This is a genomic window from Acinetobacter sp. BWR-L5 (genome assembly GCF_039655985.1).
GTDB lineage: Bacteria > Pseudomonadota > Gammaproteobacteria > Pseudomonadales > Moraxellaceae > Acinetobacter > Acinetobacter johnsonii.
The window spans coordinates 157,417-181,936 of the sequence record NZ_JAGFEV010000007.1 but is presented as its reverse complement, the minus strand read 5'-3'; the positions used below and the strand labels follow the sequence as shown (position 1 = coordinate 181,936).

Here is a 24,520-nt window from a genome sequence, read left to right as displayed (position 1 = left end):
ACTTTTAACGATCCTGATGAGATTGGATGAGACCCGACGAATTAAATAGCACAGGTTCAGGCTCCAACAAAACTTTAAATTTATTATACACATCCTGCTGTACTGCACGGTATGTGCTCTGTACATCGTTCAAATCTGCATTGGCATAATTCACTAAAACCAAGGCTTGTTTGGCAAACATCCCGACCACACCAAGCTGCTTACCTTTCCAGCCCGATTGATCTATCAACCAACCTGCTGCAATTTTAACATCACCATTCAGCTGCGGATAATGTGGCAATTTTTCAAATTGTTGGGCTAAAAGGTCATAAGCTTGCTGACTAATAATTGGGTTCTTAAAAAAACTGCCTACGTTAGGAAATTCTTTCGGATCAGGCAATTTACTTTGACGAATCTGAATCACTTGTTGTTGTAAATTAAAAGCAGTGAGCTCATCACTCACGGCTTGTTTTAAGTCACCATAGCTAATTTTCAAATCTTCTTTTTTCAACAACTTGAAAGTCACATGTGTAATCACATAGCGATTTGGATCATCTTTAAAAATACTATGACGATAACTAAATGCACAGTCTTTAGCTTGAATATCGCTAAATGTTTTCAACTGTCGGTCATAGACTTGCACGCTTTCGATGAACTCACCGGCCTCTACACCATAAGCCCCAATATTTTGTACAGGAGATGCACCGACGAGCCCTGGAATCAACGCCAAATTCTGTAAGCCAAATAAATGATGTTCTGTCGTCCAAAGCACAAAGTCATGCCAAACTTGGCCCGCACCAACTCGTATGGTTTTGGTAGTTGCATCTTCAGACAGGTTTTCTACGCCTAAAATGTTCATATGCACAACCAAAGCATTAATTTGTGCGGGAAGCAGCATATTACTTCCACCAGATAGAATCATGACATTCAAAGCATGTTGCTGTGCATAATCCAATGCTTCTACAAGCTCATCTGGACTGTGAATTTGAACATAATGAGAGGCTATCGCATTTAAGCTTAACGTATTAAAAGGTTTAAGCTGTTTTTGTGTTTCGATTTGCATGCACGAACCTTAATTACTGTTCAAATTGTTGTTTAAAAATACTGATCCACGCTTGGCTGCTCGACTCACATTGGTCAAGAACACGTTCAAAACCATCAAAGCCACCATAGTAAGGATCAGGTAATGCTTGCTGCGGATACTGCGCGTCATGTTCAGACATGAGTGCAACTTTAGCGCGGAGAGGTTGAGCACCAAATTCAGTTTGCGCTGTTTGATATAACGCTTGAATATCATCAAAATTACGATGATCCATCGCCAAAATTAAATCGAAATGGACAAAATCACGGGTCTGTAACTGTCGTGCACGTAAGCTGGATAAATCATAGCCCCGTTTTAAAGCATGTTCTTGACTACGCAAGTCAGGTGCTTTGTTGGGATGGTAATTACTGGTTCCCGCCGAATCGATTTCGATGTTGAGCTGATGTGCATCACAAAAATGTCTGAGAACCACTTCTGCCGTAGGAGAACGACAAATATTTCCTAAACAGACACATAACACCTTATAGGGCGCTGTGAATGACATAACCACCTCGAAACAGCTTTATTTTCAAGTGTCTTATGTTAAGTTATTTAGAGGATGAATCCTATAGAAGTACAAAACAATATTGTTGGATAAGATATAAAAAAGGATGCTGATATGAACCAATTTCAATTTCAAACTGTGCCGAATATTATTTCAGGCTTAGGCAGCATTCAGCAACTCAGAGGCATTTTAACAGCACGTCCTTATCAGCATCTGTTATTGGTTACAGATGCAGGCATGTTAAAGCATCAGCTCCATCTTCCCATCTTAGAAATATTAGAAGATCTCTCTCTGACTTACAGTATTTACAGTGAGGTTGAAGCAGATCCGGGTGAACAAGTTGTTTTAAATGCGGTTGATTATGCCAAACAACAAAAGGTAGATATCGTTTTAGGCTTTGGTGGTGGCAGCTCTATGGATGTTGCAAAAATTATTGCCATCCTCAGCCATCCTGCACAGCAGCAACAGTTAGCCGATCTTTATGGGGTAAATAATGCCCAAGCACCTCGTCTACCCTTAATTTTAGTCCCTACCACTGCAGGGACAGGCTCTGAGGTCACACCAATTTCGATCGTCACCACAGGTGAAACGACAAAGACTGGAATCGTAGCACCCGTTCTTTTTGCCGATGTGGCGATTTTAGATGCGACATTTACTGAAAATCTGCCGCGTCATATTAGTGCTGCTACAGGCATTGATGCGATGGTACATGCGATTGAAGCCTATACCTCTAAAATCAAGAAAAACCCCTATGCCGACATGTTGGCGAAACAGGCTTTAAAACTGCTGAATCAAAACCTCAGTTTGGTGCTAGAAGATGGTCGAAATTTAGAAGCTCGACAAAATATGTTAGTCGGTTCGATGTTGGCAGGACAAGCCTTTGCCAATGCCCCAGTAGGTGCTGTTCATGCGCTGGCTTATCCATTGGGTGGACATTTTCACATTTCTCATGGACACAGTAATGCCTTAGTGCTGACAGAGGTTTTAAAGTTTAACCTCCCCCAAGCTAAGCAACATTATGCGGAACTGATCTGCTGGCTCGACCCAAAAAGTACAGGCTGTACCGATGGTCTTTCTGATCTTTTCGTCGATCATATGCAAAACCATTTAGACCGCAGTGGTTTAACCTTAAAACTCAAAGAATTAAATGTTTCTGAACACAGTCTAGATCAGCTTGCAACCGATGCCATGTTGCAAACACGCCTACTACAAAACAACCCAAGAGAACTAGAGTGGCAACAGGCACGCGAGATTTATCAAGCCATTTACAGCTAAGCCATATAATTAACTAAGCCATTTATAAGACGATTTTCAGGATGATATCGATGAGACAAGCTGCAAAGACACGTGACCAATTTCATTACTTTCTACCGATTCAAACACGTTGGTCGGACAATGACCTCTATGGCCATGTCAACAATGTCACCTACTATAGTTATTTTGATACTGCCGCAAATGCCTTACTGATTGAAAAAGCAAATTTTGATATCCACCAATCACCTATTATTGGTTTAGTGGTCGACTCAGCATGTAGTTTCTTACATGAGTTGTCTTATCCTGAGATTATTGATGTTGGTGTGACTATTTCCAAAATAGGGAACTCTTCACTCACTTACGAACTTGCCATTTTCAAATTTGGTCAAGAAACTGCTTCAGCTCAAGGACATTTTATTCATGTTTTTGTAGACCGTGAAACACGAAAAAGCACCCCGATCCCACCTGAAATGCGGAGTGCTTTGCGCCACTACTTAAGCCATGACATTACTTAAGTTGGATATTATGTAATTCACCATCAAAAGTTTGTACAAGGCCTTTGACCGTGTCTTCATTTTGCAGTAACTCATGCGCACGTTGAAATGCTTTTTGCTTGCGCTGCGCCTGCATGGTGTACGGCGTAATCGTTTCAACTTCTGCATATTTCACATCAAAACGCGTCTGAGGCCATTCAGCTTTGAGCGCATCTTCCAAAACATGACGTAATTGGGTGAGGAGTTGCTCATAACGCTGCGGAATCATAAACACAGACTCGGCATTAATTTGCCCAGCCATTAAACCTTGCTGAGCCAACTCTTGTACCGCGGGTGATAAGCCACTGCTTCTGAACCAGTACTCCCACTTCTCCACCGTCCACTCACCGACTAACTGCTGCGGTTGTAGCTGCAAAATGTCCTGTGGCATTAAATCAGCTGATGCAGATGAAACCTGTTCAAGTTGAGCAGACTCTACAATAGTAGCAACTGCTTGCTGGCTTTCATTTTCTACAACTTGAGAGTCCACAACATTAGCGACTGAAAGTACTTCATTTGCTAAATCAGAAGACTCCGCTTGTACAGCAGGTTCAGCTATTGCTACGACATCTTCAAGGGGAGCGTCATTTTGAGTTTCTATTTCTAGCGGTACAATTTCATCAAATAAGAAATCATCACTATTTGGTTCATCGTCATTGCTTTGCGCATTAAACTCGTCTGCTTCATCTAAATCGAACAGCACTTCATCGCTTGAAGGATCAAAAACGATTTGATCAGATTGCTGAGATGAGTCCACTGGTGGTTTATTATCTTCGGCGTTTTCTGAAAGATTTCCATCATCAAATTCAGGCTCTGCATTCTGAGTTATTGCAGCGTCTTCAAATGCCGCATCAACGTCTGCGTCTTGAGCATCTTGCTGCAAAGCCGTTTCTGGATCAGAAGTCAGTATTGCCGTTTGTTGTACAGATTCGGATTCAACTACAGCGCTATTAGCCTGAGCCACCAGCACTTCATTCGGTTGTAATGGACGGAACGCCAACATACGCAGCACCGACATTTCAAAGCCTTGCTCTTGGGTGACTGCTAGCTGTAATTCAGCACGTCCTTTACATGCAATTTGGTAATAAAGTTGCAAGTCTTGCGCAGCAATTTGCTGAGACAATTGCATGATTTTTTTATTAATTTCAGCACTATATTTGAGACTTAGTTCGGGCAAATACTGTAGTAGCGCCAACTCATGTAAAGTCGAAATCAGCTGATCCAGAACTAAAGATACATCCAGTGCTTGCTGGCGGAATTGCATCAGCAACTCACTCACCCGTTGTTTCTGGTTTTGATGTATCGCAAGGATCAGATCATAAATAATGGTACGGTCGATTAAACCCAACATTTCTTTGACATCTTGGTGCTGGATAGCGCCCTGACCGTAAGCAATCGCTTGATCTGTCAAAGAAAGTGCATCACGTAATGAGCCTTGGGCAGACTCTGCAATTTGCCAAATCGCATCTTGTTCGGCTTGGATGCTTTCTTTATTTAAAATATTCCCCAGATGCTCGGTAATTTCATCTACAGCCAAAGGACGTAATGTAAATTGCAAACAACGCGAGATCACGGTAATTGGGAGCTTTTGCGGATCTGTCGTTGCAAAAAGGAATTTGACATGTTCAGGTGGTTCTTCCAATGTTTTGAGTAAAGCATTAAAAGAATGCGTAGACAGCATATGTACTTCATCGATTAAATAGACCTTAAAACGACCTTGTGTCGGCGCATAAGGAACATTGTCTAAAAGTTCTCGCGTATCTTCAACTTTAGTCCGTGATGCCGCATCGATTTCAATTAAATCAATAAAACGGCCTTCATTCACGGCGGTACAGGTTGGGCAAACTTCGCACGGCGTCGAAGTCACACCCGTTTCACAGTTCAAGCACTTCGCCAAAATACGGGCAATGGTGGTTTTTCCGACCCCACGCGTTCCTGTAAATAAATAAGCATGGTGCAAACGTCCGCGCTCCAAAGCACTGGTCAGTGCTCGAGAAACGTGGTTTTGCCCCACTAGCTCATTAAAATTGCGAGGACGATATTTCCGTGCAAGTACTTGATACATGTATGCTCCTTTTTATAGGCCTAAGCATACTGTTTTTTTGCCAAAGAGTGAATGAATTACTTCACTCCGTTCTCGCATTTCTAAGCTATAAACCTGATTTAGATCAATAATTCAAAAACCATTAGCTCCATTTTTATCCCACTCTCTATCTCAAGCTATTTATGCATTTTGATTATGGATTTGAAATAAAGTGAGAGCTTAGGAAAAGCAAAAAGATGTAAATATTAAAATGAATTTCTAAAATACAGATATTTAGAAAATTAAGCTGGTTTCACCAAAACAAAATCGCTCTGCATTTGGTATTTTTTTCCAGTCACATCTTCACGTATTTCTAAAACACGATCTTCTAAATCGATATAAAGTAAGTTTCGCGTTGTCACGTTCATCAACTCTACCTTGTGCTGATCTTGAGCATTAAAACGAAGTGCTCCAGTCAAAGTTTCGATTTCGTTATGGCCACTCAAACTTTCTCGTTTTAGGGTATAGGTCATGTTTTCATGCAGCTCTAGTGCAACTGCCATACCCGGACAGTCTTCACAACGGGACAAACACCCCATACACGGCGTTGTCCCCTGATAACTCCCAACCCACGCAGGAATAATCTGCTTTTGTTCTGCCACTTGAAGTTTAGACTGATCATGTTGCGTTTGATTCGCCTCGGAACAACCTAACAATAATCCTGTAGCAACCAGCGGGATAAGAATGGGAGCCTTCATGTCACAAATATTCAAAACCTAAACCGCGACGAACATAACATATTTTAGACGATGACTAAATCTCAGACCTGTCAAAACCAACCTTTTTTACCTTTTAAGACCGCATCTACGCAGCGTAAACTTTCTTGGCTCAAAGCCCAAAGTCGATAATCCCCAGTTAAAGAACCTGTAGCAAAGTTATGTGTATAAGCAAAACTTAAGCCTCGCTCACTATCGCCCCAAGCCCCTGAACCATTAAAGCCCATATGACCAAAACCTTGCTCTGCGGTTTTGCCTAGGGTTAATATACGGTGATACCCCAAGCGCCAATGCATAGGTATCGGCATCACACGATCTCGATAGCTATATTGCACTCGACTCAACTCAGAAAACACATCTGGACGAATCAACTGCTGACCTTTCCAAATTCCTTTTTGAGATAGCATCGCATACACTTTGGCTAAACTATTGGCTGTAAATACACCATTTGCCGCCGGAATAATCGCCTGAATTGCATCATCACGATAAAAGCTGACCTTTTTCATGCCTTTGGGAATCATGCCATCCTGAAAGTCTTGTGGATCTTGCCCTGACCACTGCATCGCTTTATCCAGCAATGAAACTTTACGCACTTTCGTTGGACTTTTTTGATTTGGTTGGATAGCTACAGAACGAGTAATAGGTCGTGCGATACGTTTTAATTCAGCACTCGGTGCACCAAAGTAAGCCCCATCTAGCTCAAGTGGCTTAACTAAATAGGTTTGAAAGAGTTCAGTTAAAGGTTTCCCTGTTGCTTTTTCCAAAGCACCACCGACTAGCCAACCAAATGACAAAGGTTGATAAGCAGCATCTTCACCAATTGCAAAACGTGGTTGTGCCTTTTCAAATACGTCTAACATATGTGTCCAGTCCAACATTTCTGTCGCATCGGCAATGTTATTACGGATATCAAATAATCCGCTTTGATGACTCAACACATGTCTTAGCGTCATCTTTCCTTTACCATTTTGGGCAAATTCAGGCCAATAATCCGCAATCGGTTGATCGTAGCTCAGTACACCCTGACTGACTAAAATATGCGCCAAGGTTGCGAGCACGCCTTTGCCTGTCGAATAACACACCGACATGGTATTGGCCTGCCAAGGAGAATTTACCGCTGCTAAACCAGTATAGATATCGACAACTTTTTCACCTTGAAAATATAAAACACAGGCTGCACCACCATATGCTGAACGAGCATCCTGTAAGCGGCTAAAGATATGGGCAACACTTTGAAAACGTGGGTCAACGTAGCCTTGGTAATGATTCGGATTCGCTTGTAAATATTGTTTTAAAATTTTCATTTACACATCCTTGTATTTTTAAGCGGACATAAAAAAGCCCAGTGTAATCTAAACTGGGCTTTTTAAAATTATAGTGCTTTGACCTGTCCCGTCACATGTGGTTTTTGATTCTTACTATTTCGAATTAAGAAAGCTGTATTTACACCTTCTGTCGCGGTCATAAAATCGACTGTTGACGGCAAATACATCGGCAGTTTAAACCAAACATCCGCTTCATAAGCATCAGGCAATGTGATCGAAGCCAATGCTCGCGCCTTACTCCACATGCCGTGCGCAATGGCTTGTTTGAAACCAAAGGCTTTTGCTGTTACCGCATGAATGTGGATGAGGTTGAAGTCGCCCGAGGTCATTGCATAACGACGGCCTGTGTTTTCAGAGACTTCCCAGACTGTATTCGGCTGATAATCTGGAGTCGTTGGTTCAACTAATTTTGGTGCTGTTTTACCATCAGTCTTTTGACGTGCTAAATACGTGGTCAATGCTTCAACCACCACTTCATTGCCAACTTTCACCGTGGTAATGAAATCGAACTGAACACCTTTATCATGTGGCTCAAGCGCGCCATATTTACATGATAAAGTAAGGGTTTCATTGACGCCAACTTTACGCATTTGTTTGACTTGATTGCGAATATGTACCAAACCTAGCACAGGAAATGGAAACGGCTCTTGCCCCATCATGTGCATTTGTAGGCTTTGCGATAATACGGCCAAATAAATCGCAGGAATATAACCATTATTTTTAAAGCCACACACTTGGTTATAAGCTTTCAAATGCTTTTGATCGACGTTAAAAGAATCCACCACATACTCAACCTGCGGTAAGACTTTTTCACCTTTTGGTTTTTTAAAGATCAAACCTTGAATGACTTTCGGATAAGCCATATATGGTTTTGGAAGTTGACTAAAATGGCGAGTCTTCATACTGAACCTTTGAGAAATTTTTATTTCAATATTTTTTGAAAGCACCTTCTCCCTCAGGGAGAAGGTTGGGATGAGGGAAAATGCCATCCCATTTATAATATAAAGAATTTATCCCCCTCTAAACGAGAGATAAATTCAAGCTTTTAAATTAAGCACCCAACAAGCTTTGACCACAAACGCGTACCACGTTGCCGTTTAAACCAGTTGATGCTGTCGCTGCAAATAAAGCAATGGTTTCAGCAACATCTACAGGTAAACCACCTTGGCTCATCGAGTTCATACGGCGACCCGCTTCACGGATTGCAAATGGAATCGCAGCAGTCATTTGGGTTTCAATGAAACCTGGCGCAACCGCGTTAATGGTAATGCCATTCGTCAACGTTGGTGCAGTAAATTTAACTACACCAATGACACCTGCTTTCGACACAGCATAGTTAGTTTGACCTAGGTTACCCGCAATACCTGAAATAGATGATACACAAACAATACGACCATTGGCATTTAAACCGTCGTTCGCAAGTAAATAATCATTTACACGTTCAATTGCAGACAAGTTAATGTTAATCACCAAGTCCCAAAGCTCAGGCTTCATATTTGCCAAAGTTTTGTCACGAGTAATACCTGCGTTATGCACGATGATGTCTAAACCACCTTGAGCAGCTGCCGCAGCTTTGATTTTTTCACCTGCATCGTTTGCCGTGATATCAATTGCCAGTGTTGAACCACCAATCTCACCTGCAACACGGTCAAGATCTGCTTGCTGCTGTGGTACATCTAAACAAATCACATGCGCACCATCACGTGCCAAGACATGTGCAATCGCTTCACCAATACCACGGCTCGCACCTGTCACTACAGCTGTTTTACCTGCCAATGGTTTAGCCCAGTCTACATCTACAACAGCAGCTTTAGAAACACGAATCACTTGACCAGAAACATAAGCAGAACGTGGAGATGCTGCAAAACGTAAAGTTGACTCAAGATTTGCTTCTGCACCTGCATCCACATAAATCAAATGTGCTGCAATCCCCTTTTTAAATTCTTTACCGACAGACTTCACGAAGCCTTCAAGCGCGCGTTGTGCAATCGCTTTTTTCACGCTACCCGCAGTTTCAGGTGTCGTACCTACCACAATCACACGACCAGAAGCAGCCACCTGACGTGCGATAGGATTAAAGAAGTTATATAACTCATTGAGTTGCTCTGATGACTCAATGCCAGATGCATCAAAAATAACAACTTTGAATTTAGACTCTTTGTCGCCTGCATTAAATGCACTTAAATTTAAGCCCACTTTAGCCGCAGCTTGCTGTAACTGTGCATTGTTACCTGCATAGCTATTGGCATGAACATTTGCCAACACTTGCGCAATTGCACCAGATAATGAACTGTTTGCTGCTGCACCCAGTAAAACAGCACCTTTAATAACAGGTGTTGCTGACTCAAAACGGTCTAAAAAAGTTGGTGCAGGTAAACCCAAATTTTTAATGACAAATTTACCAATCGGAGATTTTGCGAATGTTTGGTATTGATCAGTCATGTTTTTATCTCTCATACAAATTAATTGTTGATGGATTCAAAGATATCCTTTTAACTTCAAAGTGATGTCTAGAGTCTTATATTTCAATAGTTCCATCGGTTTCTATAGAATCATACTTGAGTTATAGATGATATGTCTTGACCTGAAAGCCTGTTGCAATGTCATTCTAGTCAATTCAGCCCTTTTTATAATATGCTAATGTACACCCTAAGAATAGATTAACATGCTTGGAAAAGCCTTATGAGCAAAACAACTCAAGAAAATCCAGCAGTGGAAAATTCTGCTACGGAAACTGTGTCAAATACATCAAAAAGTACATCTCGTAGAACTAAAAGTACTGGCACAACAACCCAATCAGTAAATAACACGACTAAGCCGACTCGCACCCGTGCTGCGTCAACTCGTAGTAAAAGCCCCGCTTCTTCTACAAATGCTTCAAAACCAAAAACTCAAACTGCTGTTCAACAGGATCAAACCATGAGTCAAAACACTGTTCGCCGCGTGGCTATTATCGGTGGTAACCGTATTCCTTTCGCTCGCTCAAATGGCGCATATTTCACCGCTTCGAATACAGATATGTTCACAGCAGCGCTAAACGGTCTTGTTGAACGTTTTAACCTTCAAGGTCAACGCCTTGGTGAAGTGGTTGCTGGTGCGGTACTTAAACACAGCCGTGACTTTAACATGACCCGTGAATGTGTACTAAACACTGCACTTGCACCAGAAACACCTGCTTACGATATTCAGCAAGCATGTGGTACTGGCTTACAAGCAGCTTTCTTAGTTGCCAACAAAATCGCACTGGGCCAAATTGAAGTGGGTGTTGCTGGTGGTGTAGATACGACTTCTGATGCACCAATTGCGTTTGGTGATGGTTTACGTAAAGCATTGCTTGAACTCAACATTGCAAAAACGGGTAAAGACCGTTTAAAAGCTTTAACCAAAATCAACTTAAAAGACTTAATGGATGCACCGAAAAATGGTGAGCCTCGCACAGGTCTTTCTATGGGTGATCACCAAGCTATTACTGCGCTTGAATGGGGTATTGCACGTGAAGCACAAGACGAACTTGCTGCATCTTCACACCAAAAAATGGCTGCGGCTTACGAAGAAGGTTTCTTCGATGACCTAATCACACCATTCTTAGGTTTAGAGCGTGACAACAACCTACGTGCTGACTCTACTGTTGAAAAACTTGCTAAGCTCAAACCAGCTTTTGGTAAAGGTGATGCGCGTACCATGACCGCGGGTAACTCAACACCACTTACGGATGGTGCGTCTTGTGTGCTTTTAGCATCTGAGGAATGGGCAAAAGCAAACGGTCACGAAGTGCTTGCTTACTTAACCTTCCAAGAGACAGCTGCGGTTGATTTCGTTGAGAAAAAAGAAGGCCTATTGATGGCACCTGCTTATGCAGTTCCACGTATGCTTGAGCGTGCTGGCATTAAACTTCAAGACTTCGACTACTACGAAATTCATGAAGCATTTGCATCGCAAGTTCTTTCAACGTTGAAAGCTTGGGAAGATCCAAAATTCTGTAAAGACCGTTTAGGTTTAGATGCTCCACTCGGTTCAATTGACCGCACTAAACTCAACGTAAAAGGTTCTTCACTTGCAGCAGGTCACCCATTTGCTGCAACTGGTGGTCGTATCATTGCTACTGCTGCGAAGCTGATCAACCAAAAAGGTTCAGGTCGCGTACTGGTTTCAATTTGTGCTGCTGGTGGCCAAGGTGTAACGGCAATTATTGAAAAATAATTAACTGTTTTCACTTTTGAAAAAAAGACCTTTGGAAATTGTACTTCCAAGGGTCTTTTTATTTTTTATAGCTAAAATGAAACATTATGGTTAGAAAAAGCATTCCTAAATGCTTTTTCACTGATTAGATTAAAAACGATAACCTACGCCAAGGTAAGTAATTAAGGGATCGATATCAATTTTAGTAGAAGAATGAATTAAACGATTCCCTGTATTCCTATCTATAACATCAATCGTCGTTTTATTATTTAATTTTGAATATGAAACAGACGCCACACCGTACCAATTAGAAGTTATGTCATATGTTGCACCAAGACTTACGATTGGAGCAAAGGCATCTTCAGATTTTACTTTTACATAAGGAGATGCACTTGATTGCCCCCGATCTAGAGCGGCTCCAGCTTTCCCATCTAGAATATTTTGAATCATATGGCCTGCTGCCACTAAGTCAGCCTTGGTTTCTCCATTCACTTTAATGCTACCAAAATGTGCATACATAATGCCTAAGCCAACATATGGGTGGAATTTATTTATCCCAGACTTACCAAACTGATATTGTGCTTCAAATGCAGGAGTCCAAGCACGGACTGTCGCAACTTTAGACTTACTTCCTAAATTTGTAATTGGAATATCTTGTGCTAAAGGCAAATCAAGACCTATACCTGTATGACCTATACCTGACATAGGCGCTAATATTTCTCCTTTTCCTTTAATATCGACTTTTGGCGGTATTCCTCCAATCAGCTGTAATGAAACATTATCATTTACATAATAATTCATCATTAAACCGAGCGTATCTGCATCTTGAACTTCAAGGCCGCTCCCCCCAGCTGTCCATTGCTCTAAACCGTATAAGTCTGCACTACCTGACAAAGCATCTTTTAAATAGACCTCATCTGTACCATTCATATTTTTTAGCTCAAAGAACTGGCTCAATTCAGGTTCGTTCGGATTTTCTTTATACATATCTCCAAGCATATTAAGAATACTTTTCATAGCATCTGCATTTACATCCGAAGGATCAATTGAATTAACAACAGCATTCAATGAGACCGATCCAATATTTGCATTCCTACCATTTGCAATTGGAGTCGAAATATTAAATGGATTGGCCTTTCCTTGAGGCATAGCATGTAACCACCCCGCAGAAACAGAAAACCGTTTAAAACTTCCACCTGTAGCTGAAAAGCCTGACTGTGTAACACTCAGTAAAGCTATAGATACAATTAAACCGCCTATTTTCATCGTCTAACTCCTTGTACGATATATTTTTTATTAAGTTTTATAAAAATACTTCTTTGTTTTTATATTTAAAAGTTATGTAATAAATGGAGTTATTTATATGATCAAATTGTGATCAATTTTTATCTTTTGTTAAAATATAAAGTATTTAATATCAATAGAGGCCTTACTTTATCAGATAAGGCCTTTATGACTAATTAATGGATTTTTTAATTAATTATTAATGATATTTTGGTTTGTAGCCTAACTGTTCTTCTAGGCAGTCATAACACCACTGGAAAATAAAGGTATAAACCAAAATACACATGGTTAAACTAAAGTCGAGCACGATAGCTTGCCAAATACTCATTTGCATTGCATATGCCACCATTGGGATGGTTGCCAGCATCAAACCACCCTCAAAACCAATCGCGTGAAGAACACGCACACCGATGGTTCTTTTTAGCTTTCTTTTCGCTTCAAACTTTTCAAAAAAATGGTTAAACACCATATTCCATATGACCGAAGTGACAGCCATGGCAATACCGAGTACACCTGTGACTTCTAAAGGCATATGGAATATGAAACTTAAGGCAACAGCAATGATCACCAATAGGATGATTTCATAGCTGAACGCATGAATAATCCTTCTTTTGGAAATCAACATTTTTAATTACTCTTTCATGATTGGATATTGGCTATTTTATTTTTATAATATTGATTAATCGAGTTAGGTTCTTTCAATAAAACTGAAAGATAGAAAATTATGAATATCAATCAAGAGCAACTGATTATTTTTAAAACCGTGATTGAATCAGGCTCATTTTCAGCTGCTGCACGCAAGTTGGGTAAAGTACCATCGGCCGTAAGTATGTCAATTGCTAACTTGGAAATAGACTTAAACCTACAGCTCTTCTTACGCGAAGGACGTGAGCCTACAGCAACAGCACAAGCCGTGACTTTGTACGAAAAGACCGAGCAACTGTTGACCGAAATGAATCAATGGAAACAGCATGCCTATGCCCTAAGCCACGGTTTGGAGTCCTCGCTCAACATTGTAGTGGTATCTGAGCTTCTACATATGCAATGGATCGACTACATCGCGATATTAGAGGCCGAATTTCCCAGTCTACAAATCAATATTTTTTCTGCACCTCAAGAAGATGCGCAGAAAATGTTACTCAACGGCACAGCACAACTGGCGCTGATGTTTGAACGTGAACAACTTGAAAGTAGCGAACAGTTCGTAGAATTAAAACTCGAGACTTTAGTTCCCGTTGCCAATAAGGACTTTACTCTGGCGAAATTTTCACAAGTCAGCTTTGAACAAATCCAACACAGTCGTCAAATCGTGGTTGCCAGTCGCGATAAAAGCATTAAGCCAGAATTGCTGTATTCCAAACAGTATTGGCGGGCAGACAACCATCACTCAGCTTGCGCCTTAATCATGCAAAACTTTGGTTGGGGTGTTTTGCCCTTAGAAATGTTGAATGAAAACCCTCAGCTCAAAAAACAACTCAAAATATTAGATCTGCTAGATTTCACCCCCAAGTTTGAATATTTTGTAGACTTGGTCTGGAGTCGCGAAAGTGAATTGGGCGCGGCTGCGCGTTTTTTAATCCAATACATCCGAAATCAGCGTAAAAAAGTATAATAACTGCTGTTAAAACGTCCGAATCCACTTGGGTTAAAAGCAGTTTGTGTTATAAATATTTTACGGGTAATAACTTTAAGAACGAACGATCAATGACACAAACCGCATTAAACCAATTAAAAAGCTTAACCACCATTGTTGCCGACAGTAGCGATTTAGCGGCGATTAACCAATTTCGCCCGCTCGATGCAACCACCAATCCTTCTCTAATTACAGCAGCTGCAAGTCAACCTGAAAATAAAGAGTTGATTGAAGACGCTTTCGCTCAAGCCAAAGCGGAAGGCTTCGAAGATGACTTACTTATTGAACGCACAATCGACATTCTTACCGTCAAATTTGGTGTTGAAATTCTCAAGTTGATCGAAGGTCGTGTTTCCACAGAAGTGGATGCCGCGCTGTCTTATGATACCAATGCCACCATCGAAAAAGCCAAAGAGCTGCTGGCGCTATATAAAAACTACGGCGTAGATCAAGATCGTATTCTAATTAAAATTGCTTCGACATGGGCAGGCATTCAAGCAGCGAAAGTGCTGGAAGCTGAAGGCATCCATACCAACTTAACGCTTTTGTTTGGTGTGCATCAAGCACATGCTTGTGCGGAGGCGAATGTCACTTTAATCTCACCTTTTGTTGGACGTATTTTAGATTGGTACAAAAAGGCCGAAGGCGTGGACAGCTATCCCGTTGAAAAAGACCCTGGCGTACTCTCTGTGAAGCAAATTTACCAGTTCTATAAAGCACATGGGGTTAAAACAGAAATTATGGGCGCAAGCTTCCGTAGTATTGACCAAGTGTTGGGACTAGCTGGCTGTGACCTGCTGACTGTTGCACCTAATTTATTGGCCGCACTTGAACAAGACACACGTGAAGTCAAAGCACAGTTGTCTGCAAGTGATGTTATGCCTGCGACAGTACCACTTGACCCACTCAGCGAAACTGAGTTTAGAGATCAAATTGAACATGACCTCATGGCAACGCAACTGCTACAAGGGGGGATTGATGGATTTATTAAAGCTCGTCAACAGCTGAACACACTGTTACGTCAGTCTTTTGGCTTAGATGAAGAAATTTCAGCTTAACTTGATTTTTCTTCTTTTAAAAGCCGATTTTGTTATCATGCAACATCGGCTTTTTTATTGAGAATACGTTGTGTTTGGTATTATCGACATCGGTACTTATATCATCGGTACAATTCTAATTGTGATTTTGCCAGGCCCAAATTCTCTTTATGTGATGTCTATCGCCTCACGATTTGGTATTAAGACGGGGTACTGGGGTGCACTAGGTGTTTTCACAGGCGATTTGATCCTCATTCTATGTACCGTGCTGGGTGCAGCATCTCTTTTACATGCTTTTCCTTGGCTGTTTATTTTATTAAAAATTGTAGGTGCACTCTATCTGTCATATTTAGGTATAAAACTCTTGATTGCAGGAGTCAAAACCTGGAGCTCTAGCCCACAACAGCTTGCAGCAAGTACAGATCAGAGCACTTTACAAACCTTGTATCCTTTTCGCTCAGCGCTGACCATTAGCCTTTTAAACCCAAAAGCCATTTTGTTTTATCTGTCTTTTTTTGTGCAGTTTGTCGACCCAAATTATGCCTACCCAGCACTAAGCTTTGCCTTACTTTCCATTATTCTACAAATCATCAGTATGGCTTATCTCAGTATCCTGATTTTTTCAGGTATTAAGCTGGCGAGCTATTTCAACCGACAGTTTAAAGTTGCCGCCGTTGCAGTGGCGACCGTCGGTCTGCTGTTTTGTGGCTTCGGCTTAAAACTGGCACTTTCCACACTGTAATTTTCGTGAATAATCTCATTATTTTCGATAAAAAATCCATCATGTGCTGTTTTCTTTTTCAAGAACCAGCGTATGATCCTTGAACAATAGTAATTTTCACTCATTCAAATTATGTTTTGATCTTCATGCAAAAATTATTTCAAGATTTCTCAGTTCCAGCAGTATTCGCAGGTTTTATTACCTTCCTCATTGGCATTAGTGTGTCTTCAGTCTTGGTCATTCAATCCGCCCAAGTCTTAGGTGCAAATACCGCGCAAATCAACTCATGGTTCTGGGCTTTAGGTCTGGGTATTGGTTTGAGTGGCCTGCTTTTATCTTGGAAACTTAAATATCCTGTATCGACCTCATGGTCTACGGCAGCACTGGCCTTAATTATTGCGACAGGCAGTGGTTATAGTTTACATGAAGCAATTGGCGCATTTTTGGTCTGTGGTTTAGTTACCGCCGTTTTAGGCTTTTTCGGTATCTTTGAAAAAGTACTGACGTATATCCCGCAAAGCCTAACCAGTGCCATGCTGGCAGGTGTGTTATTGAAGTTTGGTATTTCATTGTTCGCCAGTATGCAAGACCATTGGGGTTTTATTTTATCCATGCTGGCGGCTTATATTGTTTCTAAGCGACTTACCCCACGTTATTGCATTGTCATTACAGTGATTGCAGGCTTGTTACTCTGCCCGTTATTCTTAGACTTTCATACTCCTCAAATCACATGGAGCCTAGCGCAACCTGTTTGGATGGCACCTGAGTTCAGTATGTCTGCTATTTTAGGTTTAGCGCTACCTTTGTTTGTGATCAATATGGCATCGCAGTACTTACCGGGTATTGCCATGATTAAAAGCTATGGCTATAACCCCCACGTCAATCAACTGATTGGATGGACGGGCACCGCTCAAGCCTTACTCGCACCCTTTGGCTGTTATAGTGTCAATACCGCAGCAATTAGTGCAGCTGTCAGTTTAGATGAACAAGTTCACCCTGATCCATCGAAACGCTATATTGCTGGGATGAGTTGTGGTTTCTTCTACATCTTTATGGGACTATTCGCAGCCACCCTGACCAGTCTTTTGCTTTCTTTCCCTGCGATTTTTATTACAGCATTGGCTGGTATTGCTTTGTTTGGCACCATTAGCCATAACATCGCGATTGCATTTGAAGCGGTATCAGACCGTGAGGCAGCCCTCATGACCTTCTTATTCAGCGCATCTGGGGTACAGTTCTTTGGCATTGGCTCTGCCTTTTGGGGACTACTCTTTGGTTTTGCGGTTATGTTTATATTTAAGTTTAAAGCCAAAAAAGTTTAAGCCCTCATATAAAAAAGCACCCTCGATGGGTGCTTTTTTATTTTTAAATATTGCTAACTTGAAAAATTAATGCTGATAACTTCGTTGAATCAATTCTTGCTTAAGTTGCATGGTCTCAGACAAATTTTCCACCTCAGTAAATGCCGTGAGCCAAATGCCATCTGCAGCATAGCGCAAAATTTTAAGCTCCAAATCATTGTCTGTATCCTGATGTCGTGCTAAACGTTTTTCCAGCCACTCAATCCAATACTCATTAAAGGTACGATCCGTCAGCATAATCATCGAAATAGCTGACCAAGAATGCTCCAAGCCTAGCACCTGCTTTTCTAGAGTAATTTCAATATAGGCTCGGGTAAAGCAACCATAACGATCTCGGTCTTGGCTAATCAACTCATCAACAACACGATCTAATTGTTCAAGCTGTTCCACAACCATCGCTTCAAGTAGCTTTTGTTTGTTTGGAAAATGATGAAAAACCCCGCCCTTACTCACACCAACCAAATCAGCCACAGCTTGTATGGAAACCCCAGTCACGCCTTTTTCAGCAGCCAAACAGATCGCATGTTGTAGAATACTTTGGCGAACCTGTTCCGGTGCCTTTTTACGTGGACTTGCTTGTTGCATCGAAGTTAATGCCCTGTTGAGTTTGAAAATAAGTTAATTACGACCACACCAGAAACAATCAGTGCAATACCGATCATTGCTGCGAGATCTAGACTTTGTCGGAAAACAAAGTAACCAATCAGAGCGGTTAAAACAATACCAACACCCGCCCAAATCGCATAAGCGATACCCAATGGAATCACTTTAATCACCTGAGACAATAAATAAAATGCCAACGAAAATAGAACCACTACGGCCAGAGAAGGCAATAGCTTGGTAAAACCTTCCGACTTTACCAAAAAAGTCGAACCAATCACTTCAGAAATAATTGCCATCGCCAGCAATGCATAAGCCATTAATATAGGATTCATCAGGAACTCAATAATAAACATACCAATCGGTCGGTATGTTATTTAAATACTAAAAATTAAACAAGTCTTTCTGTATACTTTTTTATTTTGTTTCAGTCGGCATTGAGGTCTGTTTTATAAAATCAATAGTTCGATCAAAGGTGAGCTGGCTGGCTTGTTTACTCATCATAAACTGATATTCATGCACCAAAAACTCCTTAGAGTCTGGATAAAAAGCCTCCGTGACTGCAACCTGATGCTGCTTCAACACCTCGACGAAAGGTAAAGACTGGCTCTTGGTTAAAAAGTCTTTATTTCCTCCACTGATAAAGACAGATGGATACTGTGGCGTAATATGTTCACTGGTTGAAATTGACTTTAAAAACTCTGCATCCTCTTTACGCTCCCCTGTATAAGCTTGAACCAAGTTATAAACGCCCCATTCAATGAGCCTGAGTTCCTCAGGAGCGGTGTTTACAAAGCGATATAAGTCATAAATACCACAATGCAAAATTAGCCCTTTAAGCTGTTTCGGCTGAATGCTCGGCTTAAAATTGGATGCTTGAGCAAATGCGGGATTAGTCAAAAGTGCAGCATAATGACTGGCAATATTGGCTCCAGCAGAGTCTCCTGCTAAATACAGTTGGTTCGGGTTAATATGATACTGAGCAGCATTCAATTGTAAGAAATTCAGTGCATGATCGACTTGCTGTAACTGAGTGGGATAAATAGCCTCAGGTGCAAACTGATACTCTACCGAGACCACGTTAAAGCCTTGATTAGCTAAAAGCTTAAAATAACCTCGCGCATGCTCTTTTGACCCCGAAACCCATCCGCCGCCATGAATCCAAACCACCGTGGGCACTGTGTTTAATTGTTCAATATTTTTGGGTTGATAGATATCAACATTCAGCTCAGGACTAGCTTGATATGGAATATTATTGTGTACGATGACATCGGGAGGCGCAAAGCGATCTAGCATTTTCATTTGAATATTGGTTGCTGTATTGAACGTTCCCGCAATCAGTTTGGTGTTCTTTTCTACACTTTGACACGCACTCAAAAGCACAATCATGAAAACAGTACTAAGTACTTTTATTATTGATTGAAAAATCATACTGTTCGGCCCCACCCTTTTTTCAAATGATTCTAATACAATCTCTATCACATCGCATGATTAAACAGGTCACATTTCAGCCTCATTTAAACACTAGAAGCATCTTTTAGAGAATATTGCTTTAAATCTGAAACTTGAGTTTTTCACTCAAGATTTTGGAGACGTAAATCGGCTTTTTTTTGAATTATTTTCTTTAAATTTCATGAATTTTCAATTTTTAGCCCGATCAAAATTGAACATTTAATGGCAGTGTGTTATCAATAAATTAAGAACTAAATCTTATACAAAAGGAGTCCCTCTGATGGCTTACCAACATATTTTAGTCCCTGTTGACGGTTCACAAATTTCTTTTTCTGCGGTTAAACAAGCGGCTGAAATTGCCAAAGTTTTTGGCAGTCAACTCACATTGATTAGCTTAGTTGCTGAAGACCCTCTCAAAGATGCTGATTTTTACTATACTTCTCCAATCATGAAAGACTATTTCATACAAGCCTACAACAATGCTGAGAAAGCCCTTCAGGATGCTGTTCAAATTGCACAAGAACAAGGTATAACAGCACAGTCTAAAATCATCAAAGGTGAAGTCTCTGAAGATGCTGTGGTCGAAGCAGCCGCTTCACTAAAAAATGACTTGATTGTGATGGGTTCACATGGCCGTAAAGGCTTTCAAAAATTCCTATTAGGCAGCTTTGCTCAAGATGTTCTCAAGTCTACTGAGCTCCCAGTTCTCATTGTTAAAGCTTAATCAACTATAACGCGTCTTTATATGAATTGATTTCGCATGTACTGCAAAATAATCCGCATAAAGATGCACCATTAAGGAGAAGATAATGAGCTACAAACACATTTTGGTTGCCGTCGATGAATCCCCGATGTCTTATGCTGCTGTTGAACAAGCACTTGAGTTGGCCAAAGATTTAAATAGTCGTGTGACGCTCATGAGCGTGATTGCGGTCGATCCATTTGTCGGTGTCGACTTTTATAAAGTAGCACCAGCCATCACCGACTATTTCCTACATGCTGAAAAAGTCGCTCAAGACCGTTTAGCCGAAGTAAAGCTCTCATTTGACCGTGATGAAATTGAGGTGGATACCAAAGTGATCCGCGGCATCTCTCCTTCTGAAGGTATTATTCATGTGGCCGATGAAGTCGGTGCAGACCTAATTTTGATGGGCTCACATGGCCGTACAGGTTTTAAAAAGATGATGTTAGGTAGTGTGGCGCAGAATGTTCTCACACAGTCTCCGATACCTGTGCTGATCGTAAAAGTTTAAGTATTGTTTTAAATAAAAAAGACTGCCGAAGCAGTCTTTTTTATTTGGCAGAACTTGTTCACTTTATTAGCTTTTACTAATCTGCTGATGCAAATTTTGCAAATAATGCTCTGCTGCCGACTGTTGCATAAAAGTTTTTTGAAATAAACCCGAAGCCTGATGGTTATGCGGACTATATTCAACATTGACTTGAAATGTTCCCAGTTCAGCACTTTTCGCAATACGAATAGCAATAATATGAACGGTATTTAAATAAAACCCATCTTCAATTTTAACTAACATATCTGTTTACACTCTACATGTTTGTCTGCCCAATAGCCTGTATACATAAGCCGAAAAAAATACAGAATATTGAGCTAATCATCTGTTATGCCATAACATTATACCCATAAAATGCGATTTATTTCACACTATTCACATGAATGTTCATTATTTATAAAAATACTAATGTGCACTCTTCATGCTGTCATTCTTCAGTTTACATAAAAAAAAGCCAGTCAATAGACTGGCTTTTTTTATGCGTAGATGAGTTAAATACTTAACATACTGCTTAAAGTTTCACTGACATTTTTAGATTTCACTTGTGGTTTTAAAGCCTCAAGCTTTGCTTTCACTTCGCTACGCTGTGGCTCTGCCAAGCTATACCAGCGAGACAAAACTTGAAGTAAACGAGAACCAACAATTGGGTTTTTCTCATCTAAATATTTTGCCAGCCCAATGAAATGATCCACACCAAAACTCCATGTGTTCACTGGGTTTGCATTTAAACCACCACTCACTGAACGAATGCGGTTCGGCACGCCCAAATCATAATCGGCATGTGAAGTGAGGTATTGAATGGTTTCCGTCGTAGCACAAGGATGTGCCGCTTGAAGTGTGAACCACTGATCTAGTGACAAAGCCTCATCTTTAAAACGTTGATAAAAATCATGTAAAGCCGCTTCTGCTTGCTGTGCATCGTTCCACACCAAGACACGTAGTGCACCTAAACGCTCAGACATATTGCCTGTAGCTTCGTATTGCTGATACGCCAGTTCAAAAGCGGTTTCATCACCTTGACGTGCCATCATACTGAGCATGATGTTTTTCAGCGCACGGACTCCCATGGCTTGTGAGAACTCTTTTTGCAAATCTGGGTCTAAAGCTAAATAAGTGTCTTTACAGAACTCACCTAACTCACGTGCCAGTTTTTCAATTAAAGCATTACGTTGTTCTTGAATCTTCGCTGGTTCGTAGTCGGTGTCGATGCGACTACCTAAATAACCTTCACTTGGCACATCAAATAAACGTGATGCCAAGAGTGGATCTTGTTCAACGAGATCTGGCAGTGTGTTTTTAATAGCTTGAATATAAATATGCGCATCATGACCATTGAGTAAAATACGCTCAAGCAGTGTTTGCGTTGCTTGCCATTGGTTAAAACCATTGGTTTCGTATTGAATCAGGAACGCCAACTCTTCATCGGTATAGTTAAATTCTAAGTTGACGGGCGCAGAAAAATTACGCAGTAATGACACGACAGGTTTCGTGCTTAAACCACTAAACACCATGCTGGCTTGGTCTTGGTCAAAAAGATACACACCGTCTTTGACTGCATTTTCAAATAAACTGTCTGAGTTTAAAACCAATTGCTCACCTGTTGCAGCATCGAACAGTGCTAAAGCGACAGGAATTGGAACAGCTTTTAGGTTCGGATACTTAGGATGTGCTTTTAAACTTTGCTTAAAGTTTAAAGTATAGGTTTGCGCAGCAGCATCATAATGACCTTCCGCTTCTAACTTTGGTGTACCAGGTTGGTTATACCATGTTAAGAAATTGGATAAATCTACGCCTGAACCTGCGGTTAAAGCGGCTACCCAGTCTTCAACGGTCACAGCTTGACCATCATGGCGTTCAAAGTACTCATCAGTTCCTTTACGGAATTTTTCTTTGCCCAATAAGGTAGCCATCATGCGGTTAATTTCCGCACCTTTTTCGTAGACCGTTGCAGTATAAAAGTTATTGATTTCCACAAAATGGTCAGGACGCGGTGGATGAGACAATGGGCCTGAATCTTCTGGGAACTGATGCGCTTTGAGTACCGCAACGTCATCAATACGTTGAACCGCAGCAGACTGCAAATCTTCTGAGAAAGATTGATCACGGAAAACCGTTAAGCCTTCTTTTAAACACAATTGGAACCAATCACGGCAAGTAATGCGGTTACCTGTCCAGTTATGGAAATATTCATGGGCAATTACCGACTGTACACGCATAATCGCGGCATCTGTCGTATATTCTTCATCCGCCAAAACACATGACGTATTAAAGATGTTTAGACCTTTATTTTCCATCGCACCCATGTTAAACGCACTGGTAGCCACAATCATATAGTTGTCTAAATCATAGGGACGACCATAGTGTTCTTCATCCCAACGCATTGAATGCTTTAAGGCTTCCATTGCAATATGACATTTCGGAATATCTTTTTCTTCAGCATAAATTTCCAAAGCCACATCACGGCCTTCAGAGGTCACATAACGATCTTTTAGAACAGCCAAATCACCAATCACACAAGCAAACAAATACGCTGGTTTTTTGGTTGGATCTTGCCAAATGGTATAGTGACGACCTTCGCCCGCCTCGCCCGCTTCAATCAAGTTACCATTGGCAAGGAGCACTGGATATTTTTTGTCAGCTTCTACACGTGTGGTAAAGACTGAAAGGACATCAGGACGGTCTGGGTAAAAGGTAATTTTACGGAATCCTTCAGGCTCATTTTGGGTAACAAACAAATCTGATGCGGCTTGGTATAAACCTTCAAGTTGTGTATTTGACTCAGGATGAATGATCACCGATGTCTCAAGCTTGATCTGATTTGGTGCATTACGAATCACCAACTGCTCAGTATCAAGCACATATTGCTCTTGGCTGAGTTGCTGACCATTCAGCACTAAGCTTTTCAGCTCTAAATCACGCCCAAGTAAAACCAAATCACCCTCAGTTTGGCGCGTCAGCTCCAGTACAGCATCAACTTTGCTATGCTCATCATAGACCTGAATATCGAGGTGAATGCTGTCTACTAAAAAAGATGGTTTTTGGTAATCTTTTAAATAGACGGTTTGATCTGCTTCAATAATTGGATTTGCCGCAATATTCATGTCATGTCCTAATGCTATTGGTCTACAGCTTTATATTGTGTATGTTTTGATCATACGACAAGTTTGCCATGCTGTCTGTGTATGTTGAATGATATTTATATGGGCACGTTGAACAAGCTTTTCAATTCTATTTGTCTTATCCCGCTCATATGACTGCGCCAAGTGAATAAGAAACAGACAACTCCTCACATCGTGCCGTGCTTGTTTAGCAATATTTGCACCACCCTTTACACTTACACAGTGCCATTAGCTCTCTACCATTCTAGCGCTGAGAAACTTAAAGACATCGATAAGATATAAAGCCAGCTCTTTTCAAATATCTAACTTAATTTTCAAATCGGCTACATTTTGTGCACAGTTTTTGCTTGTATCTAAATATGCATA

General features: G+C 40.9%; 23 protein-coding genes. 9 read left to right on the top strand and 14 right to left on the bottom strand.

Annotation, left to right across the window (positions count from 1 at the left end):
- Positions 1 to 4: 4 nt before the first annotated feature.
- Entirely contained in the window at positions 5 to 1,042 is a 1,038-nt protein-coding gene (murB, locus tag JZ787_RS14010; protein ID WP_346312635.1) for a UDP-N-acetylmuramate dehydrogenase, read from the bottom strand.
- A 13-nt stretch (positions 1,043 to 1,055) separates the two neighbouring features.
- Positions 1,056 to 1,565, bottom strand: a complete 510-nt coding sequence (locus JZ787_RS14005) for a low molecular weight protein-tyrosine-phosphatase (protein WP_151835629.1) — start codon at positions 1,563 to 1,565, stop codon at positions 1,056 to 1,058.
- A gap of 114 nt (positions 1,566 to 1,679) precedes the next feature.
- Between JZ787_RS14005 and JZ787_RS14000 the strand changes: the two genes are divergently transcribed.
- The gene (locus JZ787_RS14000) at positions 1,680 to 2,840 is read left to right on the top strand and encodes an iron-containing alcohol dehydrogenase (protein ID WP_346312634.1); all 1,161 of its coding nucleotides are present in this window, start codon (positions 1,680 to 1,682) and stop codon (positions 2,838 to 2,840) included.
- A 50-nt stretch (positions 2,841 to 2,890) separates the two neighbouring features.
- Entirely contained in the window at positions 2,891 to 3,334 is a 444-nt protein-coding gene (locus JZ787_RS13995) for a thioesterase family protein (RefSeq protein WP_005401190.1), read from the top strand.
- Here JZ787_RS13995 and dnaX read toward each other — a convergent pair.
- The 5 genes from dnaX to JZ787_RS13970 form a co-directional block, all read right to left on the bottom strand.
- Positions 3,327 to 5,417 (bottom strand): DNA polymerase III subunit gamma/tau, encoded by a 2,091-nt coding sequence (gene dnaX, locus JZ787_RS13990; RefSeq protein WP_346312633.1) that lies wholly within the window; start codon positions 5,415 to 5,417, stop codon positions 3,327 to 3,329. The two genes, JZ787_RS13995 and dnaX, sit on opposite strands and share 8 nt — an antisense overlap.
- Before the next feature lie 260 nt (positions 5,418 to 5,677).
- On the bottom strand, positions 5,678 to 6,133 hold the full coding sequence (locus JZ787_RS13985) for a copper resistance protein NlpE N-terminal domain-containing protein (protein WP_346312632.1): 456 nt from the start codon (positions 6,131 to 6,133) through the stop codon (positions 5,678 to 5,680).
- A gap of 71 nt (positions 6,134 to 6,204) precedes the next feature.
- Positions 6,205 to 7,455, bottom strand: a complete 1,251-nt coding sequence (locus tag JZ787_RS13980; RefSeq protein WP_346312631.1) for a serine hydrolase domain-containing protein — start codon at positions 7,453 to 7,455, stop codon at positions 6,205 to 6,207.
- 68 nt (positions 7,456 to 7,523) lie between these two features.
- Positions 7,524 to 8,378, bottom strand: a complete 855-nt coding sequence (locus tag JZ787_RS13975; protein WP_346312630.1) for a MaoC/PaaZ C-terminal domain-containing protein — start codon at positions 8,376 to 8,378, stop codon at positions 7,524 to 7,526.
- A 148-nt stretch (positions 8,379 to 8,526) separates the two neighbouring features.
- On the bottom strand, positions 8,527 to 9,918 hold the full coding sequence (locus JZ787_RS13970) for a 3-oxoacyl-ACP reductase (RefSeq protein WP_346312629.1): 1,392 nt from the start codon (positions 9,916 to 9,918) through the stop codon (positions 8,527 to 8,529).
- 240 nt (positions 9,919 to 10,158) lie between these two features.
- Here JZ787_RS13970 and JZ787_RS13965 point away from each other — a divergent pair, with 240 nt between their 5' ends.
- Positions 10,159 to 11,676 (top strand): acetyl-CoA C-acetyltransferase, encoded by a 1,518-nt coding sequence (locus JZ787_RS13965; protein WP_346312628.1) that lies wholly within the window; start codon positions 10,159 to 10,161, stop codon positions 11,674 to 11,676.
- A 129-nt stretch (positions 11,677 to 11,805) separates the two neighbouring features.
- Here JZ787_RS13965 and JZ787_RS13960 read toward each other — a convergent pair whose 3' ends face one another.
- The gene (locus tag JZ787_RS13960) at positions 11,806 to 12,921 is read right to left on the bottom strand and encodes an OmpW family outer membrane protein (RefSeq protein ID WP_346312627.1); all 1,116 of its coding nucleotides are present in this window, start codon (positions 12,919 to 12,921) and stop codon (positions 11,806 to 11,808) included.
- Positions 12,922 to 13,138: 217 nt separating this feature from the next.
- Positions 13,139 to 13,564, bottom strand: a complete 426-nt coding sequence (gene aceI / locus JZ787_RS13955) for a chlorhexidine efflux PACE transporter AceI (protein ID WP_168159230.1) — start codon at positions 13,562 to 13,564, stop codon at positions 13,139 to 13,141.
- Between the two features lie 99 nt (positions 13,565 to 13,663).
- Between aceI and JZ787_RS13950 the strand changes: the two genes are divergently transcribed.
- The 4 genes from JZ787_RS13950 (at position 13,664) to JZ787_RS13935 (ending at position 17,652) form a co-directional block, all read left to right on the top strand.
- Positions 13,664 to 14,551: a LysR family transcriptional regulator gene (locus JZ787_RS13950; RefSeq protein WP_346312626.1), complete on the top strand. Its 888-nt coding sequence runs from the start codon at positions 13,664 to 13,666 to the stop codon at positions 14,549 to 14,551.
- A 92-nt stretch (positions 14,552 to 14,643) separates the two neighbouring features.
- Positions 14,644 to 15,630: a transaldolase gene (tal, locus tag JZ787_RS13945; protein ID WP_346312625.1), complete on the top strand. Its 987-nt coding sequence runs from the start codon at positions 14,644 to 14,646 to the stop codon at positions 15,628 to 15,630.
- 70 nt (positions 15,631 to 15,700) lie between these two features.
- Entirely contained in the window at positions 15,701 to 16,351 is a 651-nt protein-coding gene (leuE, locus tag JZ787_RS13940) for a leucine efflux protein LeuE (RefSeq protein ID WP_184118365.1), read from the top strand.
- Between the two features lie 125 nt (positions 16,352 to 16,476).
- Positions 16,477 to 17,652 carry a benzoate/H(+) symporter BenE family transporter gene (locus JZ787_RS13935; RefSeq protein ID WP_346312624.1) on the top strand — a complete coding sequence of 392 codons (1,176 nt, stop codon included), beginning with the start codon at positions 16,477 to 16,479 and terminating at the stop codon, positions 17,650 to 17,652.
- A 66-nt stretch (positions 17,653 to 17,718) separates the two neighbouring features.
- Here the strand turns inward: JZ787_RS13935 and JZ787_RS13930 are convergent, their stop codons facing one another.
- The 3 genes from JZ787_RS13930 to JZ787_RS13920 form a co-directional block, all read right to left on the bottom strand.
- On the bottom strand, positions 17,719 to 18,276 hold the full coding sequence (locus JZ787_RS13930) for a TetR/AcrR family transcriptional regulator (protein ID WP_125274980.1): 558 nt from the start codon (positions 18,274 to 18,276) through the stop codon (positions 17,719 to 17,721).
- 5 nt (positions 18,277 to 18,281) lie between these two features.
- Positions 18,282 to 18,626 carry an SMR family transporter gene (locus JZ787_RS13925; RefSeq protein WP_218288450.1) on the bottom strand — a complete coding sequence of 115 codons (345 nt, stop codon included), beginning with the start codon at positions 18,624 to 18,626 and terminating at the stop codon, positions 18,282 to 18,284.
- Positions 18,627 to 18,708: 82 nt separating this feature from the next.
- Complete coding sequence (locus tag JZ787_RS13920) at positions 18,709 to 19,722, bottom strand: alpha/beta hydrolase (protein WP_346312623.1); 1,014 nt, start codon at positions 19,720 to 19,722, stop codon at positions 18,709 to 18,711.
- 301 nt (positions 19,723 to 20,023) lie between these two features.
- Between JZ787_RS13920 and JZ787_RS13915 the strand changes: the two genes are divergently transcribed.
- Together JZ787_RS13915 and JZ787_RS13910 are read left to right on the top strand one after the other, a co-directional pair.
- On the top strand, positions 20,024 to 20,467 hold the full coding sequence (locus JZ787_RS13915; protein ID WP_058869721.1) for a universal stress protein: 444 nt from the start codon (positions 20,024 to 20,026) through the stop codon (positions 20,465 to 20,467).
- An 85-nt stretch (positions 20,468 to 20,552) separates the two neighbouring features.
- Positions 20,553 to 20,996 (top strand): universal stress protein, encoded by a 444-nt coding sequence (locus JZ787_RS13910; RefSeq protein WP_004696899.1) that lies wholly within the window; start codon positions 20,553 to 20,555, stop codon positions 20,994 to 20,996.
- A 66-nt stretch (positions 20,997 to 21,062) separates the two neighbouring features.
- Here the strand turns inward: JZ787_RS13910 and JZ787_RS13905 are convergent, their stop codons facing one another.
- Positions 21,063 to 21,278, bottom strand: coding sequence for a hypothetical protein (locus JZ787_RS13905; RefSeq protein WP_004696898.1), 216 nt, complete (start codon positions 21,276 to 21,278; stop codon positions 21,063 to 21,065).
- Positions 21,279 to 21,526: 248 nt separating this feature from the next.
- Positions 21,527 to 24,136 carry an aminopeptidase N gene (gene pepN / locus JZ787_RS13900; protein ID WP_346312622.1) on the bottom strand — a complete coding sequence of 870 codons (2,610 nt, stop codon included), beginning with the start codon at positions 24,134 to 24,136 and terminating at the stop codon, positions 21,527 to 21,529.
- Positions 24,137 to 24,520: the final 384 nt, after the last annotated feature.

Bases quoted from the DNA above. Each gene is read 5' to 3' on its own strand.
- murB (WP_346312635.1), bottom strand. From the start codon at position 1,042: ATGCAAATCGAAACACAAAAACAGCTTAAACCTTTTAATACGTTAAGC.
- JZ787_RS14005 (WP_151835629.1), bottom strand. From the start codon at position 1,565: ATGTCATTCACAGCGCCCTATAAGGTGTTATGTGTCTGTTTAGGAAAT.
- JZ787_RS14000 (WP_346312634.1), top strand. From the start codon at position 1,680: ATGAACCAATTTCAATTTCAAACTGTGCCGAATATTATTTCAGGCTTA.
- JZ787_RS13995 (WP_005401190.1), top strand. From the start codon at position 2,891: ATGAGACAAGCTGCAAAGACACGTGACCAATTTCATTACTTTCTACCG.
- dnaX (WP_346312633.1), bottom strand. From the start codon at position 5,417: ATGTATCAAGTACTTGCACGGAAATATCGTCCTCGCAATTTTAATGAG.
- JZ787_RS13985 (WP_346312632.1), bottom strand. From the start codon at position 6,133: ATGAAGGCTCCCATTCTTATCCCGCTGGTTGCTACAGGATTATTGTTA.
- JZ787_RS13980 (WP_346312631.1), bottom strand. From the start codon at position 7,455: ATGAAAATTTTAAAACAATATTTACAAGCGAATCCGAATCATTACCAA.
- JZ787_RS13975 (WP_346312630.1), bottom strand. From the start codon at position 8,378: ATGAAGACTCGCCATTTTAGTCAACTTCCAAAACCATATATGGCTTAT.
- JZ787_RS13970 (WP_346312629.1), bottom strand. From the start codon at position 9,918: ATGACTGATCAATACCAAACATTCGCAAAATCTCCGATTGGTAAATTT.
- JZ787_RS13965 (WP_346312628.1), top strand. From the start codon at position 10,159: ATGAGCAAAACAACTCAAGAAAATCCAGCAGTGGAAAATTCTGCTACG.
- JZ787_RS13960 (WP_346312627.1), bottom strand. From the start codon at position 12,921: ATGAAAATAGGCGGTTTAATTGTATCTATAGCTTTACTGAGTGTTACA.
- aceI (WP_168159230.1), bottom strand. From the start codon at position 13,564: ATGTTGATTTCCAAAAGAAGGATTATTCATGCGTTCAGCTATGAAATC.
- JZ787_RS13950 (WP_346312626.1), top strand. From the start codon at position 13,664: ATGAATATCAATCAAGAGCAACTGATTATTTTTAAAACCGTGATTGAA.
- tal (WP_346312625.1), top strand. From the start codon at position 14,644: ATGACACAAACCGCATTAAACCAATTAAAAAGCTTAACCACCATTGTT.
- JZ787_RS13935 (WP_346312624.1), top strand. From the start codon at position 16,477: ATGCAAAAATTATTTCAAGATTTCTCAGTTCCAGCAGTATTCGCAGGT.
- JZ787_RS13930 (WP_125274980.1), bottom strand. From the start codon at position 18,276: ATGCAACAAGCAAGTCCACGTAAAAAGGCACCGGAACAGGTTCGCCAA.
- JZ787_RS13925 (WP_218288450.1), bottom strand. From the start codon at position 18,626: ATGAATCCTATATTAATGGCTTATGCATTGCTGGCGATGGCAATTATT.
- JZ787_RS13920 (WP_346312623.1), bottom strand. From the start codon at position 19,722: ATGATTTTTCAATCAATAATAAAAGTACTTAGTACTGTTTTCATGATT.
- JZ787_RS13915 (WP_058869721.1), top strand. From the start codon at position 20,024: ATGGCTTACCAACATATTTTAGTCCCTGTTGACGGTTCACAAATTTCT.
- JZ787_RS13910 (WP_004696899.1), top strand. From the start codon at position 20,553: ATGAGCTACAAACACATTTTGGTTGCCGTCGATGAATCCCCGATGTCT.
- JZ787_RS13905 (WP_004696898.1), bottom strand. From the start codon at position 21,278: ATGTTAGTTAAAATTGAAGATGGGTTTTATTTAAATACCGTTCATATT.
- pepN (WP_346312622.1), bottom strand. From the start codon at position 24,136: ATGAATATTGCGGCAAATCCAATTATTGAAGCAGATCAAACCGTCTAT.